This is a genomic window from Methylobacterium sp. J-068, from assembly GCF_022829445.1.
Classification (GTDB): Bacteria; Pseudomonadota; Alphaproteobacteria; order Rhizobiales; family Beijerinckiaceae; genus Methylobacterium.
In genome coordinates this window covers 136,974-154,155 of record NZ_JAKSXY010000059.1, presented here as the reverse complement: position 1 = coordinate 154,155, position 17,182 = coordinate 136,974, and the positions used below count along the sequence as shown (strand labels likewise).

The following is a 17,182-nucleotide window of genomic DNA, read 5'->3' as shown; positions in this document are numbered from 1 at the left end:
GTTCGCCTCTCACGGCACGAGGAGGAGGCCGGCAAGGGCCAGCAGGAGGGCGGGCGGCATGACCAGCAGCCCGAGCTTGAGAAAGCGCCAGAAGCCGACATCCTGGCCTTCCCGGCGGATGGCCGTGAGCCACAGGATGGTCGCGAGCGAGCCCGTCACGGACAGGTTCGGGCCGATATCGATGCCGATCAGCACGGCTCCGGCGACCTTGTCGGGGACGTGCGCCGTCTGCACCGCGGCCCCCGCGATGAGACCGGCGGGCAGGTTGTTGACGAGGTTGCAGAGCACCGCCACCAACGCGCCGGCACCCCAGGCCGTCTCGGTCGGCGACGTCGCCGCCGCCTGCTTGAGGGTGTCGGCGATCATCGCGAGGACGCCGGTCTTCTCCAGCGCCTCCACCAGGACGAACAGGCCGGCCACCAGGGGCAGCACGCTCCAGGACACGTCCTTGGCGACCTCCACGAGGCCACCGCGCTTCATCAGGAGGACGGCCACCGTGGTGAGGCCGCCCGCCACGAAGGTCGGCAGGCCGAGATCGAGACCGAGCGCGGAGGCGCCGATGAGGATTCCGCCCGTCGCGACGATCCCGAGGCCGGCGACGAGGCCGGTCCGGGACAGGCGAACCGGCTCGACATCCGTGGCGACCGTCTGGGTCCGAAGGACCGACCCCTGCGACAGGCGAAGGGTGGCGTAGGTCGCCACGATCGCGAGCGCCGAAGGCAGCGCGAACATCGCCAGCCATCGCGTCAAGGGAGGCATGTGCTCGGCGAACACGACGAGATTGGCCGGGTTCGAGATCGGCAGCACGAAGCTGGCCGCGTTCGCGATGAAGGCGCAGATGAGGAGATAAGGCAGCGGGTTCTCGACTTTCGCGGCCTTGGTGGCGGCATACACGGCCGGCGTCAGCACCACCGCGCAGGCATCGTTCGACAGGAAGACCGTGACGACCGTGCCGACGACGTAGATCAGGGTGAACAGGCGGGTGGCCGACCCCCTGGCCGCCCGCACCGCGATGCCGGCGAGCCAATCGAACAGTCCCTCCTTCCGGGCGACCTCGGACATCAGCATCATGCCGACGAGGAACAGGTAGACGTCCGTCCCTTTGAGGACGCCGTCCCAAGCGGTCCCGGCGGGCAGCAGGCCGAACACCACCAGGGCCGCCGCGCCGAGCACGGCCCAGATCGCCTCCGGCCACGAGAAGGGCCGGGTGATCACGCCGAGGGTCGCCAGCGCGGCGATGCCCCAGGTCGCGAGGTTCGGTGTCAGTCCCAGTCCAGCGATCACGTCTCGGTCTCCCCCGGCGCCCGTCGAGCGCGCGTCGTCTCATCCCAAATCCGGTCGATCCCTTCGGGATGGCGGCTTTGGCCTTCGCCCAGGCGCCGCGCGGGCTGAGCGATCTTGTGCCCGGCCCGGTCGGGTCGGATCACGCCTGCGATGCCCTGCTGTCTCGTGCGCTCTCGCGCCGATTCCGCAGCCCCACCATCGGATGACAGGTCGAGGGTGGATCGGCCGCTCACCACTTGCGGCCGTGGCGGTTGGGCCCGAGCTGGTCGCCGCGCACGCCCTTCTGGATCCATGCGCCGATATTCGGCACGTCGCTGCCGGGCTTTTCCGGGATCGGGGGGCCGCTCTCGGGGTCGTCGAAGACGATCACCGGCTCGATCACGTCGGTATCGACGAGGTCCGGACCGTGCCCGCGCCAATCCGGATGAACGGCTTCGACCTGGATGCGGCGGGCCTCCTTCGGCCAGGGAAGCCACGCCTCGTAGACCCGCCCGGTCACGCGCTCCATCGGGTGCCACGCGCCCGTCCCGGCGCGGCAATGGACGTATTGCGGCGGCACGTCCGAGAGCACCACGGCGCGGACCCTGATCCGGCCGCGTCCGTCTCCGACCATGCCGGCATTCTCCGTGGTGGCGGGACGCGTCGCCACGCGCCGATCGGCCGGGCTGGTGATCAGCACGAACGGCCAGGCCCGGTCGAGGGCCTTGAAGCGCCAGCTCGTCACAGGCCCGTCGATGGCCGAGACCGCGTAGCCGACCGAGCCGTCCTCGTTCTGGCCCACCGAGCGCGCGGCGGCATAGAGGGTGTGCCCGTCATGGGCGAGTTCGTTGTAATGGGTGTGCCCCATCTCCACGAGGCGTATGCCCGCTTCCCAGAACAGGCCGCCGATGTCGAGCCGGTCGTCCGGCTCGCGCAGGTCGTCGGGATAGGCGTGCATGAAGACCGCGACGGGGATGTTCTTGTCCGCCGCCGTCCGGATCTGGTCGTTCAGCCAGAGGGTCTGCTCGCGGCCGAGCCGGAAATCGAGGCCGATGCCCTTCTGACCGTAGCCGGGGCTGACGATGTCGAGGAACAGGCAACGAATGCCCCGGATATCCTCGGACGCACAATAATGGAGGATCGTCCGGGGCGGCCAGATCTCCGGGGCCGGCGGGAGGGGGCAGACGAGCGGCGGCTGATCCAGCACCCATTCCATCGGGGGCGTCAGCTTTCGGGACGCCACGAGATGATCGTAAAACGCCTGAAAGTCGTCCATCCGCCCGAGCTGGCGGTCGTGGTCGCCGGGTATCAGGCGGATCGGAAGATCGCGATGCGCGTCGAGGGCGGCGGCCAGCTCGGTGTATTCCGAGGCGCAGCCGTTCTCCGCGAGGTCGCCGGGCAGGTAGACGAAGTCGAACAGGCTCTTCGACCCGATCCCGTCGATCTGCGCGAGGATCGCGCGGAAGTCCCGGGCGTTCTGCGCGGTCGGCGTCGTCAGGTGCAGATCGCCGACATGCAGGAACACCAGGGGCTCGACGAGCGCCTCGGCGCGTTCGACGGTTGGGGCGCGTTCGACGTCGGACATGCGGGGGATTCCGTCGCGATTCGGCTCAGACCGCCGGGACCGGCACCGAGGGGAGACCGCCGCCATCGGCGTCGGACCGGCCCGGCTCGAAGCCCCGCGTCTCCGGCATCGCGAAGAGGTAGATGGCGAAGCCCGCCGCCGCGATGGCGGCCAGCGCCAGGAAGGCGGTGGAATAGCCGGCCGAGACGATGATCACGCCGGCGAGCGTCGCGCTGAGCGCCGCGCCCAGGCTCTGGGCCGTGGCGACGGCGCCTTGCGAGACGTTGAAGCGTCCTGTTCCCCGCGTCAGGTCAGCCACGATCACGGGAAACAGGGCGCCGTAGATGCCGGCGCCGATGCCGTCGAGGAGCTGCACGCCGACGAGGTAGAACGGATTGTCCGACAGGGTGTAGAGCACGCCACGGATCGCCAGGACACCGAAGGCCGCGAGGAAGATCGGCTTGCGCCCGATCGCATCGGCCCTCGCCCCGACGAACACCGCGACCGGCACCATCACGCACTGCGCCGCCACGATGCAGATCGCGATGAGGGAGGTCGCGTTGTCCTTCCCCGCCAGCTTCGTCAGCAGCTGGCCGACGGAGGTCAGCATCGCGGCGTTCGAGAGGTGGAACAGGGCCGCCAGCACCGCGAACAGCATCAGATACTTGTTCTTGAGCAGCGTCGTGAAGCCCGACGGCTCCTCCTGCCCATCGGTCCTGGCCTCGGTTTCGGTCTGGTCGAGGCCGCGCGCGAGATCGTCGTCGATGGCGTTCGCCGGCACCATCAGCATGGCGCCGATGCTGCAGAACGCCAGCAGGCCCATCAGCCAGAACACCACGATCGGCCCGAAGAAATAGGCCGTTCCGCCCGCGATCGCCGCCGAGACGGCGTTGCCGGCGTGGTTGAAGCCCTCGTTCCGGCCGATGCGCTTGGCGAACATCTTCGGCCCCACCACACCGAGCGTGATGGCCGCGAGCGCGGGCGGGAAGATCGCCCCGGCGATGCCGGCCACCGACTGCGTGGCGGCCACCAGGTAGAAGTTCGCGATGAAGGGCAGCACGAGGCAGCTCAGCGTCACCGCGACCGCCGCCGTGATCACGACGGCACGCTTGGCGTTGGTCCGGTCGATGAGCGCGCCGGCGGGAGTCTGCGCGATTAGACCCGCGAGGCCCGCGATGGTCATGATCAGGCCGGTCGTAGCCTCGTTCCAGCCCTGGTCGGGCCCCCGAACCGCGATGAGATAGATGGCGAGGTAGGGCCCGAGCCCGTCACGGACATCCGCGAGGAAGAAATTGAGGGCATCCAGACCGCGCAGAACCTGCGTGGAGGGCGTGCGCATCACCGCGGCGCCACTGGAGATCGGCTCGGCCATGGGACCTTCCGGATATGCTTGCATGACAAGGGACGAGCCGGAGAAGGACAGCGTGGCGCCTCCTTCCCGTCGAGCGCTGGCTTAAGCGAAGGCGCGACATTTTGTTCCGCGAACGGGATGAAATACGGCGCGATCACGTAGTGTTGTAGATTCGCTCGGCCGCGATCGCTCAGGTCCAGGTTTCGAAGCGCCGACGCACCCGGCCCGCCCCGTCGATGAATTCGAGGTCCCGCGCGCGGTTGAGGGTGTGGAGGCCATGGCCCGGAAACCGGGGTCCGGGCCGCAGGACGGTCTCCACCCGCTGCACGTAGCCGGCCTCGTCCAGGCGCTCGATCCGCGCGAGCCCGAGCGCCCCGCCATAACGGGTGCGGCAATCCTGAACCGGTCGGATGAGGGCTCCCGCGCGCGCGATGATCCGGCCGCCCGAGCGCGCGGACGCGATATCGATCAGGACCGGGTTCCTCGCGTGCGCCGTCCAGGGTCCGCGAAAATCCGGGGCGGACCAGAGATGCAGGCTGTCCGAGTAGGACCCCCAGGCCTCGAAGGGTCCGTCCCGCTCGCCATCATCCCGCACCGAGGCGAACAGCCACCAGCGCTCGCCCTGCTTGAGCAGAGTCGGATCACTGGCGTTCAGCCCCGCGATCAGGGTCGAGTCCTTGATCCATCCTCCGGGAAACGCCGTGGAGCGGTAGAGGTCGAGGGTTCCGGTGGTGCCGCTCTCGGGAACCATCCAATACGCACCGTCCTGCGCGAAGACGAAGGGGTAGGACAGGTGATGCGCGGCTTCGAGAACCGGGACCGGCGTGCCGACCGGTCCATCGGGACCGAAGCGGACGGCCGAGATCAGGCCCTTTTCCTGGCCGTAGACATAGTCCTCCACGAACAGCACCGTGCCATCGGCATCCGCGATGGGGAACGGGTCGGCGTAGAAGCGCAAGCCATCGTCCCGCAGGGCGTGCCAGCCGGATTCCGGATGCGCGCGCAGATCGACGAGATCGGGTCCGGAGAGCCTGCGCCAGCCGACGCGCCAATGCTGATCCCGGATGCAGAGAGCCCGAAGCCGGCGCGCCACCATCCGGGAGCCCAGGCGCGCCGCACGGGCGCCGAGGTCCCATGCCGAGAAGCCCTCCGCCTGCCCGGCCCTCGCCCGCATCCCGCCCACGAGGATCGTGTCCTGCGCGAGGCGCGGCCCCGGACCGGCGAGAGCGGCCAGGATCAGGCTCATGGTGCGAACGAGGGAATCCTCGAAGGCCGTGAGCATGATGCCGCGCGCCTCCGTCCCGATGCGGCCCGACGCCAGGCTCCGGCCGTTCTCGGTGAGCGTGACGATCGGCATCCGCCCGGCGAGCAGGGCGGCGAGCAGGGCCGCCTCTCCGGGAACGCCGTCATAGGCCACGCGCCAGACGCGCGCGTTCGGCCCGCCCTCGACGTCACCGCAGAGGTCGAGGATGAGATCGGGCAGCGCGCCGTCCCGGACCGTCACGGCATCGAGTTCCGTGCGGGCGATCGGCGCGGAGGGGCCGTTCGCGGGGAGGCGACGCAGCATCGCCTCGAGCCGGAACAGCAACGCCGCATTGCTCGGCAGGGCGCCGGGTCCCGGCGTCGCCTCGACGGACACCGGCATGCCGGACTGGCGCACGATGCGTTCGATCAGCCGGAGGTGCCAGCGGCGGGGCACGCGCCCGTCGAGGCGAACGCTCAGGCGCATGGTGTGCTGTGTCCTCGCGCGACGGGATCGGAAAGGCGTCCGGCCCACGAGGCCGATGATCCCCGCATGGGGTCTCGCGCAGGGGCCGTCAATCCGCCTCGCACGCCGATCTGTGGGCGGCGACGGGCGCCGTCATCCGACCCGCTGGACGGGGGGCGCCGCCCGCGCCCGCCGCAGCCGCGTGACCGGCCGATGCTCCAGCCAGACCGCAACGATGCGTGGCCTGATCCCACTCCAGACCGCGTCGGGGAGGTCTATGTCGGGGAGGTTTTCGGGACTTGGGTTCGGCGGCTCCGCTCGAGTCCCGCCAGGACGGGAACGAAGCGTGAGCGCGCGCGATCGATTTCGAAGGACCATCGGAATTTCACGCGGCCTCAGGGGGTTGGCCTGTGGAGGGATGTGGACGCGTGTGGATGGCATCGCCGGACAAGGGCTTTCCCCTCTCCGGAGCGACCGGGTCCAGCGCGCTTGACCCTGTGCCATGGGCAGGGCAGCACTTCTCACCTGCCGCGCGCCAGACGCGGATCAGCCGGGAGAACTCCATGCGTCTCGCTCGTGCCCTCGCGGTCCTGTCGGGCCTGATCACCGTCGCGGGCGCGCTCCCCGCCACCGCCCAGACGAATCAGGGCCAGCCCAGGAGCGAGGCCGCCAAGGCCCGCAAGCCCCAGGCCGTGTCGCAGCCGATTCAGGTCTACGATGCCCGCTTCGAGAACGGCGACCTGCGCATCTCCGGCAGCGTGCGCAAGGGCGGCACCGTCGTGGTGCTCGACGAGGACATCTCGATCATCGCCGACAGCCGGGGCCGCTTCGTGTTCCGCCTGCCCTACGTGCCCACCAACTGCATCGCGACCCTGAAGGCGGGCGAGGACGAGCGCGAGGCGGTGATCGCCAATTGCGGTCCCGCCGGCCAGCCCGGTCCGAAGGGTGAGACGGGCGGGAAAGGCGAGACGGGGCCCGCCGGTCCGCAGGGCGTCGCCGGTCCGCCCGGCCCCCAGGGGCCGAAAGGCGAGCCCGGTGCCAAGGGAGAGCCTGGTGACAAGGGAGAGCCTGGTGCCAAGGGCGAGACGGGTCCGAAGGGGGAGGCCGGGCCCAAGGGCGAGGTGGGTGCCAAGGGTGATTCGGGCGCGAAGGGAGCGGCCGGCGAGCGCGGCCCGGCGGGCGCCCCGGGTCCGAAGGGCGAGGCCGGCCTCGCGGTCGCCGCATCCGCATCTCCGTTCCGGGTGGTGCGCCAGGAGACCTGCCCGGCCGCGGGCTGCAGCCTGAGCTGCGAGGGCACCGAGATCCTGGCTTCGGCGCTCTGCCTCAAGGGCGGCAGCGCCGTGGTCACGGCCGGCGCCGACGGCAGCCTGAGTGCCGCCTGCCCGCCCGAGAGCCAGGGCCTCGTGGGGCTCTGCGCCAAGCGCTGATCCCCACCGCTGATCCCGATCCTCGAAACGGCGTTGGCCGAAACGGAGCCGTCCGGTGTAAGGACGCGCTTCGTTTCGCCCCGACACCGAATCGCTCCAGAATCCCCCATGCACCGCCACGTTCTCACGACCGATCCCAGTGCCCGCGGGGCGTCCCGATGAGCGTGGGGATCTGGGGCAAGCTCGGGGGCGCCGGCCTCGGGCTGGCGATCGGCGGCCCCCTGGGCGGCCTCGTCGGCGGGGTCGCGGGCCACTTCCTGGTGGACCGCGAGGGGGCGCTGTTCGGCGCCACCCCGCGCGATGTGGTCTTCACCACCGGCCTCGTGGCGCTGGCGGCCAAGATGGCGAAGTCCGACGGCGTGGTGACGCCGGCCGAGGTCGAGGCCTTCGCCAAGGTGGTGCAGGTGGACGAGCGCGCCCGGCCCGGCGTTCAGCGCCTGTTCGACCTCGCCAAGGGCACCGCGAGCGGCTTCGAGGCCTATGCCCGGCAATTGGCCCACACCTTCCACGACGAGCCGGCCCTCCTGGAGGACGTGCTCGACGGCCTGTTCCACATCGCCAAGGCGGACGGGGCCATCCACGAGGCGGAGGAGCGCTACCTGCGCGCCGTCGCCGAGACCTTCGGCTACGACGAGGCCGCCTTCCGGCGCATCGCCGCCCGCCACGTCCGGCTCTCCGACGACCCCTACCTCGTGCTCGGCCTCGACCACGATGTCGACGACGCCGCCCTCAAGGCGGCCCACCGCGCCTTGGTGATGGAGAACCATCCGGACCGGGCCATCGCCCGGGGCCTGCCGCCGGAAGCGGTCGCCATCGCCACGCGCCGGCTCGCCGCCATCAACGCCGCCTATGACCGGATCGGCGCCGAGCGGAGCATCCGATGAAGCCCGACGCCGAGAGCCCCGTCGCCACCAGCGTCCACCCCTCGCCGAACCACGGCGAGCGCCGCGCCGGCCCGGTCGACCTGCTGATCCTGCACTACACGGGCATGGAGAGCGCGGCCGCCGCGCTCCAGCGCCTCGCCAACCCGGTGGCGGAGGTCTCGGCCCATTACGTGGTGCTGGAGGACGGGCGCGTGGTGCAGATGGTGCCCGAGGGGCGCCGGGCCTGGCATGCGGGCCAAGCCTCCTGGGCCGGGATCACGGACGTGAATTCGCGCTCGCTCGGGGTCGAGATCGTCAATGGGGGCCACGTGGGCGGGCTGCCCCCTTACCCGCAGGCCCAGGTCGAGGCCGTGATCGCCCTCTGCGCCGATCTCGCGCAGCGCTGGCGCATCGCCCCGCACCGGGTGCTGGCTCATTCCGACATCGCGCCCGAGCGCAAGGAGGACCCCGGTGAGCATTTCCCCTGGGACAGGCTCGCGCGCGCGGGGCTCGGCCACTGGGTGCCCCCCGCCCCGATCCGGGACGGGCGGTTCTTCGCGCGCGGGGATGCCGGGCCGCCGATCGAGGCACTCCAGGCGATGTTCGCGCTGTATGGCTACGATGTTCCGGTGACGGGCCGCTTCGACGACCGCACGGGCGCGGTGGTGACGGCGTTCCAGCGCCACTTCCGCCCCGCCCGCGTCGACGGCGTCGCCGATGCCTCGACGATCACCACCCTGCGGGACCTGATCGCGGCCCTGCCGAGGCCGTGACGACGCGGGAGGTCCGCCCCCGATCAGGCCCGGTGCTGGACCGCCTCGTGCCCTCGCGTGTGCGTGTGTCCTTGCGCGGGCGCCTCCTCCGCCACCGCGCCCCGCGTGCGCCACAGGCTGTAGCTGACACCGGCGACCAGGAAGATCACGGTGACGGCGAGCGAGACCCACGGCGGCACGTGGACGAGGCCGAAGGTGTCGGCCACCACGATCTTGCCGCCGATGAAGATCAGGATGAGGGCGAGCGCCGTCTTGAGGTAGGCGAACCGGTCCACCATCGCGGCCAGCGCGAAGTAGAGCGCGCGCAGGCCCAGGATCGCGAAGATGTTCGAGGTGTAGACCACGAAGGTGTCGGTGGTGATGGCGAAGATCGCCGGCACGCTGTCGACGGCGAAGATCACGTCGGCGCCGTTGACGAGGATCAGGGCCAGGGCGAGCGGGGTCAGCCAGATCGCGGACTTGCCCGTCTTGGGGTCGGGCTTGCGCACGACGAAGCGCTGCCCGTGCAGGGTGGGCGTGATGCGCAGGGCCCGCTGCAGGAAGCGCACGGCCCGGTTCTCGCGGATGTCGCCCGGCTCCTCCTCCTTCGAGACCAGCATCTTCAGGCCGGCGAAGATGAGGAAGGCGGCGAAGATCGAGAGCACCCAGGCGGCCTGATGCACCAGGGCCGCGCCGAGGCCGATCATCAGCCCGCGCAGCAGCACGGCGGCGAGGATGCCCCAGACCAGCACCCGGTGCTGCGCGGCGCGCGGGATGTTGAGCGCGGTGAGGATGACCGCGATGACGAAGACGTTGTCCATCGACAGCGACTTCTCGACCACGAGGCCGGCCACGTATTCCTGGCCCGCCTGGGGCCCGAGCACCCACCAGACCCAGCCGCCGAAAATCATGCCGAGGGTGAAGTAGAAGGCGGTGAGGAGAAGGCTCTCCTTCACCCCGATCTCGTGCTCCTTGTCCCGGTGCAGCAGCCCGAGATCGAAGGCCAGCAGCCCCGCGACCAGGGCGTGGAACCCGAGCCACATCCAGACCGGCTTGCCGAGCCACTCGTAATACAAAAGATCAACCATGACGCAGGACCGTCGATGCTTCTTGAGGAGAGAAAGCATCGGCTCCGACATCACGGAATGCATCACGCAGCATCCCGCCAGAGGGGCCCGCAGCCGATGAGCGGCACTTGGCACCGACACTCCGGCGAATCAAGGGCAGGGGCCGGACGCGCTTGACAGGGATGCCGCGCGGCGGCTTCCCAGGACGCATGACTCACAACGAACGGAACGGCCCGGCCGTGATCGGGGGCGGCCCCGCCGGCCTCGCGGCGGCGGAGGTGCTGGCCCGGGCGGGCCACGCCGTGACGCTCTACGAGCGCATGCCGAGCGTGGGGCGCAAGTTCCTCATCGCCGGGCGCGGCGGCCTCAACCTGACCCATTCCGAGCCCCTGCCCGCCTTCCTGGCCCGCTATCACCCGCGGGGCGGCGTGCTCGCGGACGCCATCGGGGCCTTCCCGCCGGACGCCCTGCGAGGCTGGTGCGACGAGCTCGGCGAGCCGACCTTCGTCGGGTCGAGCGGCCGGGTCTTCCCCGAGAGTTTCAAGGCCTCGCCGCTCCTGCGCGCCTGGCTCCGGCGCCTCGACGGCCTCGGCGTCCGCATCCGCACCCGGCATCGCTTCACCGGATGGTCGGCGCGAGGGGGGGCGATGTTCGAGGCGCCGGAGGGCCGGATCGAGACCGCGCACGGCCCGGTGCTGCTGGCGCTCGGCGGCGCGAGCTGGCCCCGGCTCGGCTCGGACGGGGCCTGGGTGCCGCTTCTCGCGCGCGAGGGCGTCGCGGTGGCGCCGCTCGAAGCCGCCAATGTGGGCTTCACGCTGGCGTGGTCACCGGTCTTCGCGGAGCGGTTCGCCGGCACGCCCCTCAAGCGCATCGCGCTCGCGATCGACGGCACGGCCGTGCGCGGCGAGGCGGTGATCAGCGCCGACGGGATCGAGGGGGGCGCCGTCTACGCCCTCTCGCGCCACATCCGCGCGGCGACGGAGCGGGGCGGTGCGGTGCTGCACCTCGACCTGCGGCCGGACCTGAGCGAGGCCGCGCTCGCGCGGGCCCTGAGCCGTCCGAAGCCGGGCCTGTCCCTGGCCAATCGCCTGCGCAAGGACGCGGCCCTGCCGCCCGTGGGGATCGGCCTGCTGCGCGAGGCCGCCCATCCGCTTCCCGTCGCGGCGGAGGCGCTGGCCGCGCTGATCAAGGCCGTGCCGCTCCGCCCCGAGGCGCCGCGTTCCATCGAGCGGGCGATCTCCACGGCGGGGGGCGTGGCGTTCGCGGAACTCGACGGGCGCTTCATGCTGCGGCGGCGGCCCGGCACCTTCGTGGCCGGCGAGATGCTGGACTGGGAAGCGCCGACCGGCGGCTACCTGCTGCAGGGCGCCTTCGCCTCCGGCCGCGCGGCGGCGGCGGGCATGCTGGACTGGATGGCCTCGAGCGCGCCCGCCTCATGAAAAAGGCTCCCTCTCGGGGGAGAGGAAGCCTCGCGTTCCGGCGCGCCCCGAGGGCGCGCGCGGAGGGTCGGTCTCAGCGGCAGTACACGTCGCCGTAGGCGTCGCGGTAGGTGCCGTAGGGGCAGCGCGGGGCGGTGGAGGCGCCCACGATGGCGCCGCTGGCGCCACCGATGGCGGCACCCGCGAGCGCGCCGCCGGCGCGGCCGGTGGCGGCACCGCCGATGGCGGCACCCGCGAGCGCGCCGAGGCCGGCGCCGCCGAGGGCGCGGTCCTGCGGCGTGTTGCAGGCGCCGAGCGAGAGGGCGAGGGCACCCGCGAGGGTGGCGGCAATGAGCTTCTTCATGGTTCCGAGACTCCCTTGTGCGTCGTGACCCGGCCTTCGGCCGTTGTCGTTCTACCGCCCCAGCTTAAGCATTCCCCTCGGAAATGCACAGCATATGGCTAAGGTTCCGCCGCGCCTTTCCGTTCGGGCGAAAAAAGCTCTAGGGATGCGCCCACCACGGCTCTTTCGGCGGAGGCTCGACCCCGCCCGCTCCGACGCGAGGAATTCATGCTGCGCGCCACCACCATCGTCCGCAAGGTCGCCGTCCGCGCCGACGCGGTCGTCGACACCGTCGTGCTCGACCACGCCGCCCGCCAGACCCCACCGGAGCGCCTGACGGCGGAGGGGGGGCTGGGCCTCGTCCTGGCGCTCGCCAAGGCCGCGACCCTCGAGGACGGCGACGCCCTGCGGCTGGAGGACGGCCGCCTCGTCGCCATCCGCGCCGCCGGGGAGCCGCTCCTCGAAGTCCGCGCCGAGAACCCGGCCCGGCTCCTGCGGCTCGCCTGGCAGCTCGGCGGCAGCCACGTGCCCGCCGAGATCGCCGCCGACGTGCTCTACGTGCCCCGCGCCGCCGCCGAACTCGTGCGCGGCCAGGGCTGCGCCGCCACCCCGGTGACCCGCGCCTTCAAGCCCGAGCGCGCCGCCCACGACCACAGCCAGTGCGGCCACGACCATCACGCGCATGACCATCACACCCATGATCATCACGACCACGCGCATGATCACGGGAGCCACGATCACAAGGGGCATCACCACGCGGAGCATGATCACGGCCACAGTCATGATCACGGCCACGACCATGGTCATTCCCATGCGCACCAGCACGATGACGGGCATGTCCACGGTCCGGATTGCAAGCACGACCACTGAAGGCCAGCTGCCGACAGACCAAGTGTCGACAGGCCAGGTCTCGACGCGTCCGATCCATGGGCCGGGCTCGTCGAAGTCCGTATGAGCCGTCCCGCCCCGCGTTGAAGCCCGCCCGCCGTACCGCTATGTCCGTCCGATGATCGCCCGCGACCTCCGCTTCTCCATCGCCCCCATGATGGATTGGACCGACCGCCACTGCCGGGCCTTCCACAGGACCCTGTCGCGGCGGGCCCGGCTCTATACCGAGATGGTCACCACCGGCGCCGTCATCCACGGCCCGCGCGAGCGGCTGCTCGGCTTCGACGCGGCGGAGCATCCGGTGGCGGTGCAACTCGGGGGCTCGAACCCGGCGGACCTCGCCGAGGCCGCGCGCATCGCGGAAGACTTCGGTTACGACGAGGTCAACCTCAATGTCGGCTGCCCCTCCGACCGGGTGCAGGACGGGCGCTTCGGCGCCTGCCTGATGCGCGAGCCGGCCGTGGTCGCCGAATGCGTGGCCGCTCTGAAGGCGGCGGTGTCGGTGCCCGTCACGGTGAAGTGCCGCATCGGCGTCGACGACCAGGACACCGAGCAGGCCCTCGACGCCCTCACCGGGGCGGTGGTCGCGGCGGGCGTCGACGGCCTCGTGGTGCATGCCCGCAAGGCCTGGCTCCAAGGCCTGTCGCCCAAGGAGAACCGCGACGTGCCGCCCCTCGATTACGGGCGCGTGGCCCGGTTGAAGCGGGCGAATCCGACCCTGCCCATCGCCATCAACGGCGGCATCGCCACGATCGCGGACGCGCGGGCGCATCTCGCCGCGGTGGACGGGGTGATGATCGGCCGGGCGGCCTACAGCGACCCGGCGATCCTCCTCGACGTCGACCCGATGCTGTTCGGGGAGGCCGCGCCCGTGGCCGACCCGTTCGCGGCGGTGGCGGCCTTCGAGCCCGTGCTCGCCCGCATCCTGGAGGAGGGCACGCGCCTGCACGCGGTCACCCGCCACATGCTCGGGCTCTTCAACGGCCGCCCGGGTGCCCGCGCCTATCGCCGCCACCTCTCCACCTTCGGGACCCAGGCCGAGGCCGACCTCGCCACCCTGCGGGCCGCCGTCGCGCAGGTGTCCCGTCTCGAGCAGGTTTCCGATGCGGAGGTCGCGGCCTAGCGCGCGTCACCCGACGAGGCGTTGCTTCGGTGGCAAAGTAAAGGTCCGATCTACCGCCTGTTGTTGCCAAGAAAACACGAATCGAAATCTCGTAAAATGTGACGAGATTATGAACGGGCGCAAATCGTGCGCGTCGCTATTCCTGCCGCCAGCCCCGGGGACGAGGGCAGGGGGGCGGATCATGCGGTTACGATACGGCGTTTCGACAGTAGCGATCATCGTCGCGGCGAGCGGTCTGGCCTCGGCGCAGGCGCAGACGGCGAACATCACGCCGGCCAATGCCAACGTGCTGAACCTGCTCGGCCCGTTCCTCGGCCTGAACGCCAGTGCGGTCGGCCAGTCGACGCTGCAGCTCAACCTCTCGCAGGCCATCGCCACCAACAACCAGTCGACGGCCCAGCAGCGGGCCATGGCCATCAGCGACAAGGCGCTGCCCGGCAGCACGCCGTTCCTCGGCTCGATCACCCTGATCAACGGGTCTGTGGTCAATCTCGGGCCGGGCGACAACCTCGCGGGCGGCTTGCCTCTCCAGGCCATCCAGAGCAATCCCGGCACGCCGGGCACCATCAACCCGGTCCAGCCCGTGGGCGGCTACGGCAGCGTGCTCGGCCCCGTCTACCAGACCGGCATCCGCGCCAGCACGGCGACGAGCGGGCCGCTCGCCAGAACCTTCGACCTGCTCAACCGGGCCTATACCTTCACGAGTTCCGACCTCGGCGTGGCCAAGAACTACTTCGCCAACGGCGCGGCCACGAACCCGAGCGTGACCCCGGCCGGCTACGTCCCGGTCCCGGCCGTGGCGCCGGCCGGCTTCACGCTGCCGCGCTTCGGCAACCTGCCCAACACCACCACCAGCGTCCTCGACATCGCCGCCGGGGTGACGAACACGCAAGCCGGCCAGGACGTCTACGGCAGTTCGCGCCCGGTCCAGGCCCGGCCCAACGAGATCAACTCGTTCGATCCGACCTCGATCAACGGCCTGACCACGAACCCCTCGTTCCCGAGCGGGCACACCAACTACGCGATCACCGATTCGATCCTGCTCGCCATGCTGACGCCGTCTCTCTACCAGAGCATGGTCCTGCGCGGCTCGGAATATGCCGACAGCCGCATCGTGCTCGGCGTCCACTACCCGCTCGACATCATCGCGAGCCGCGCCTTCGCGGCCTACGACCTGGCGCAAGCCTTCACCAACCCGGCCTACATCAACAACGCGACGACCACCGGCACGGCGATCAACCTGCCCGCCCTCTACACCCAGGCGCAGGGTGAATTGCAGGGCTACCTCTCGGCCGGCTGCGGCGCGGCCGTCGCCACCTGCGCCACGAGCGCGGCCAACACCGCCAACGATCCCTACGTCCCCTCGGCCGCCAACCAGGCGCTCTACCAGTATCGCCTGACCTACGGCCTGCCGACCCTGACCTTCGCCCAAGCGCCCCGCGAGGCCGCGCCCGCCGGAGGCCCCGACGCGTCGATCCTGCTCGCCTCCCTCTACGGCGGAAGCAGCGACGCGGCCGCGCAGATCGCGCCGAGGGGCGGCCTCTACGGCTCGCTCCAGACCAGCACGATCAACCAGATCCTCGTCAACACCGAGACCAACGCGCTGAGCGCCTTCTACGGCACGCCGCTGAGCTACTGGTCGCGCATCGACCTCTACAGCGCCGCCGGCTACTTCCAGAACGTCATCGGCACGCTGTCGATGGCGGCGAGCGACCGGGTTAACACCGATGTCACCATCGGCCAGACCGGCGCCCTCTACGCCAACGGCACCATCGCGGGCACCGTCACGGTGGGCGCGGGCGGCCTTCTCGGCGGCACCGGCACGGTGGGCGGCATCATTGCGCAGTCCGGCGGCACCGTCGCGCCGGGCAATTCCATCGGCACCCTGAACGTGGCCGGCAATGCCGCCTTCGCGGCCGGCTCCACCTTCCAGGTCGAGGCCAACGCCGCCGGCCAGTCCGACCGCCTCGCGGCCACCGGCACCGCCACCCTGTCGGGCGGCACCGTGCAGGTGCTGGCGTCGGCCGGCGCTTACGATCCGCGCACCCAGTACGTCATCCTCAGCGCGGCCGGCGGCGTCACGGGGCAGTTCGCCGGCGTCACCTCGAACCTCGCCTTCCTCACCCCGACCCTGCGCTACGGCACGGGCGAGGTCGACCTGACGCTGACCCGCAACGACATCGCCTTCTCCACCATCGCCCAGACCCGCAACCAGGGCAGCGTCGCCGACGCCATCCAGGGCGCGGGCCAGAGTTCGGGGGCTGGCAGCGCCCTCTACGGCCGCACCGTCGGGCTGACCACGCCCGAGGCGCGCGCCGCCTTCGGGGCGTTGACCGGGGACATCCACGCGAGCGCCGCCGGCGCCCAGTTCGAGACCGCGTTCTTCGTGCGCGAGGCCATCCTCGACCGTCTGCGCTGGGGCGCCACCCCCGGCGCGGCCGAGGTCACGGATTACGGCACCCTGCCGGCGACCTACACCGCCGACCTGCCGGGCCGGGCCGCCCCCGTGCCGGTGCGGGTGCTCGATCCGCGCGTGTTCGGGCTCTGGGGCCAGGGCTTCGGCAGCTTCGGGCAGGCGCGCAGCGACGGCAACGCCGCCGGCCTGTCGCGCCAGACCTCCGGCTTCGTGCTCGGCGCGGATGTCCGCCTGGAGACGGGCTTCCGCCTCGGCGTCGCGGGCGGCTACACCGCCACGGCCCTCGACAGCGCGGGGCGCCTGTCCTCCGGCACCATCGAGAGCGGCTTCGGCGGCGTCTATGGCGGCTACGAGCGCGGGCCCTTCGCCCTGCGCCTCGGCGCGGTCTATGCCGACCAGTCGAGCCGCCTGCGGCGCGCGGTGAGCTTCGCCGGATTCTCCGACAGCGACACGGCCCGCACCGGCGGCTCCACCGTGCAGGGCTTCGGCGAGGTCGGCTACCGCTTCTTCCTCGCCGCGCCCCAGGCGAGCCCGACCACCCGGGGCGAGGGGCCGGCCCTCTCGATCCAGCCGACCTATCTCGAGCCCTTCGTGGGCGGCGCCTACGTGTCGATCGGGCGGGACCGCTTCAGCGAGACCGGGGGCCTCGCCGCGCTGACGGGCGCGGCGCAGACCACCGAGGTCGCGACCTCGACGGTCGGCGTGCGCGGCCAGACCAGCCTCGATCTCGGCCTCGGCGCGCCGGTCTCGCTGCACGGGCTGGCGGGCTATCGCCGGGCCTACGGCGACGTTGTGCCGAAGGCCCTCCTGAGCTTCGGAACGGGTCCGAGCTTCCTCACCGCCGGCACGCCGATCAGCCGCGACGCCCTGGTGGCGGAGGCCGGGCTCGACGTGCGGGTGGGGCGCGACGCCACCCTCGGCGTGGCCTATACCGGACAGGTCGGCGAGCGCGCCCAGGACCATGCGGTCAAGGGCAACTTCACCTACCGGTTCTGACGC

13 protein-coding genes are annotated in these 17,182 nt (G+C 71.3%); 7 read left to right on the top strand and 6 right to left on the bottom strand.

Annotated elements, in window-relative coordinates:
• Positions 1–9 precede the first annotated feature (9 nt).
• The 4 genes from MKK54_RS06920 to MKK54_RS06905 all read right to left on the bottom strand — a co-directional run bounded on the left by MKK54_RS06920 (position 10) and on the right by MKK54_RS06905 (position 5,907).
• Positions 10–1,281, bottom strand: coding sequence for an arsenic transporter (locus MKK54_RS06920; protein ID WP_244010146.1), 1,272 nt, complete (start codon positions 1,279–1,281; stop codon positions 10–12).
• Positions 1,282–1,513: 232 nt separating this feature from the next.
• A complete protein-coding gene (locus MKK54_RS06915; RefSeq protein ID WP_244010048.1) occupies positions 1,514–2,848 on the bottom strand; it encodes a metallophosphoesterase family protein in 1,335 nt (444 codons plus the stop codon).
• 25 nt (positions 2,849–2,873) lie between these two features.
• Positions 2,874–4,199 (bottom strand): MFS transporter, encoded by a 1,326-nt coding sequence (locus MKK54_RS06910; protein ID WP_244010047.1) that lies wholly within the window; start codon positions 4,197–4,199, stop codon positions 2,874–2,876.
• Between the two features lie 169 nt (positions 4,200–4,368).
• Complete coding sequence (locus MKK54_RS06905; RefSeq protein ID WP_244010046.1) at positions 4,369–5,907, bottom strand: formyl transferase; 1,539 nt, start codon at positions 5,905–5,907, stop codon at positions 4,369–4,371.
• Positions 5,908–6,449: 542 nt separating this feature from the next.
• Between MKK54_RS06905 and MKK54_RS06900 the strand changes: the two genes are divergently transcribed.
• From MKK54_RS06900 to MKK54_RS06890, 3 genes are all read left to right on the top strand, one after another.
• Positions 6,450–7,313 carry a collagen-like protein gene (locus MKK54_RS06900; RefSeq protein ID WP_244010045.1) on the top strand — a complete coding sequence of 288 codons (864 nt, stop codon included), beginning with the start codon at positions 6,450–6,452 and terminating at the stop codon, positions 7,311–7,313.
• 158 nt (positions 7,314–7,471) lie between these two features.
• The gene (locus tag MKK54_RS06895; protein ID WP_244010044.1) at positions 7,472–8,197 is read left to right on the top strand and encodes a molecular chaperone DjiA; all 726 of its coding nucleotides are present in this window, start codon (positions 7,472–7,474) and stop codon (positions 8,195–8,197) included.
• Positions 8,194–8,949: an N-acetylmuramoyl-L-alanine amidase gene (locus MKK54_RS06890; RefSeq protein WP_244010043.1), complete on the top strand. Its 756-nt coding sequence runs from the start codon at positions 8,194–8,196 to the stop codon at positions 8,947–8,949. The genes MKK54_RS06895 and MKK54_RS06890 overlap by 4 nt, the downstream gene beginning before the upstream one ends.
• A 23-nt stretch (positions 8,950–8,972) precedes the next feature.
• On the opposite strand, the gene MKK54_RS06885 is transcribed toward MKK54_RS06890, so the two are convergent.
• On the bottom strand, positions 8,973–10,016 hold the full coding sequence (locus MKK54_RS06885) for a TerC family protein (RefSeq protein WP_244010042.1): 1,044 nt from the start codon (positions 10,014–10,016) through the stop codon (positions 8,973–8,975).
• 188 nt (positions 10,017–10,204) lie between these two features.
• Between MKK54_RS06885 and MKK54_RS06880 the strand changes: the two genes are divergently transcribed.
• Positions 10,205–11,434: an NAD(P)/FAD-dependent oxidoreductase gene (locus tag MKK54_RS06880; RefSeq protein ID WP_244010041.1), complete on the top strand. Its 1,230-nt coding sequence runs from the start codon at positions 10,205–10,207 to the stop codon at positions 11,432–11,434.
• Between the two features lie 73 nt (positions 11,435–11,507).
• Here MKK54_RS06880 and MKK54_RS06875 read toward each other — a convergent pair whose 3' ends face one another.
• Positions 11,508–11,777 (bottom strand): hypothetical protein, encoded by a 270-nt coding sequence (locus MKK54_RS06875; protein WP_244010040.1) that lies wholly within the window; start codon positions 11,775–11,777, stop codon positions 11,508–11,510.
• A gap of 207 nt (positions 11,778–11,984) precedes the next feature.
• On the opposite strand from MKK54_RS06875, the gene MKK54_RS06870 reads away from it, so the two are divergent.
• From MKK54_RS06870 to MKK54_RS06860, 3 genes are all read left to right on the top strand, one after another.
• Positions 11,985–12,626, top strand: coding sequence for an urease accessory protein UreE (locus MKK54_RS06870; RefSeq protein ID WP_244010039.1), 642 nt, complete (start codon positions 11,985–11,987; stop codon positions 12,624–12,626).
• A 136-nt stretch (positions 12,627–12,762) separates the two neighbouring features.
• Positions 12,763–13,767 (top strand): tRNA dihydrouridine(20/20a) synthase DusA, encoded by a 1,005-nt coding sequence (dusA, locus tag MKK54_RS06865; RefSeq protein WP_279597210.1) that lies wholly within the window; start codon positions 12,763–12,765, stop codon positions 13,765–13,767.
• Between the two features lie 181 nt (positions 13,768–13,948).
• Positions 13,949–17,179, top strand: a complete 3,231-nt coding sequence (locus MKK54_RS06860) for an autotransporter domain-containing protein (RefSeq protein WP_244010038.1) — start codon at positions 13,949–13,951, stop codon at positions 17,177–17,179.
• Positions 17,180–17,182 lie beyond the last annotated feature (3 nt).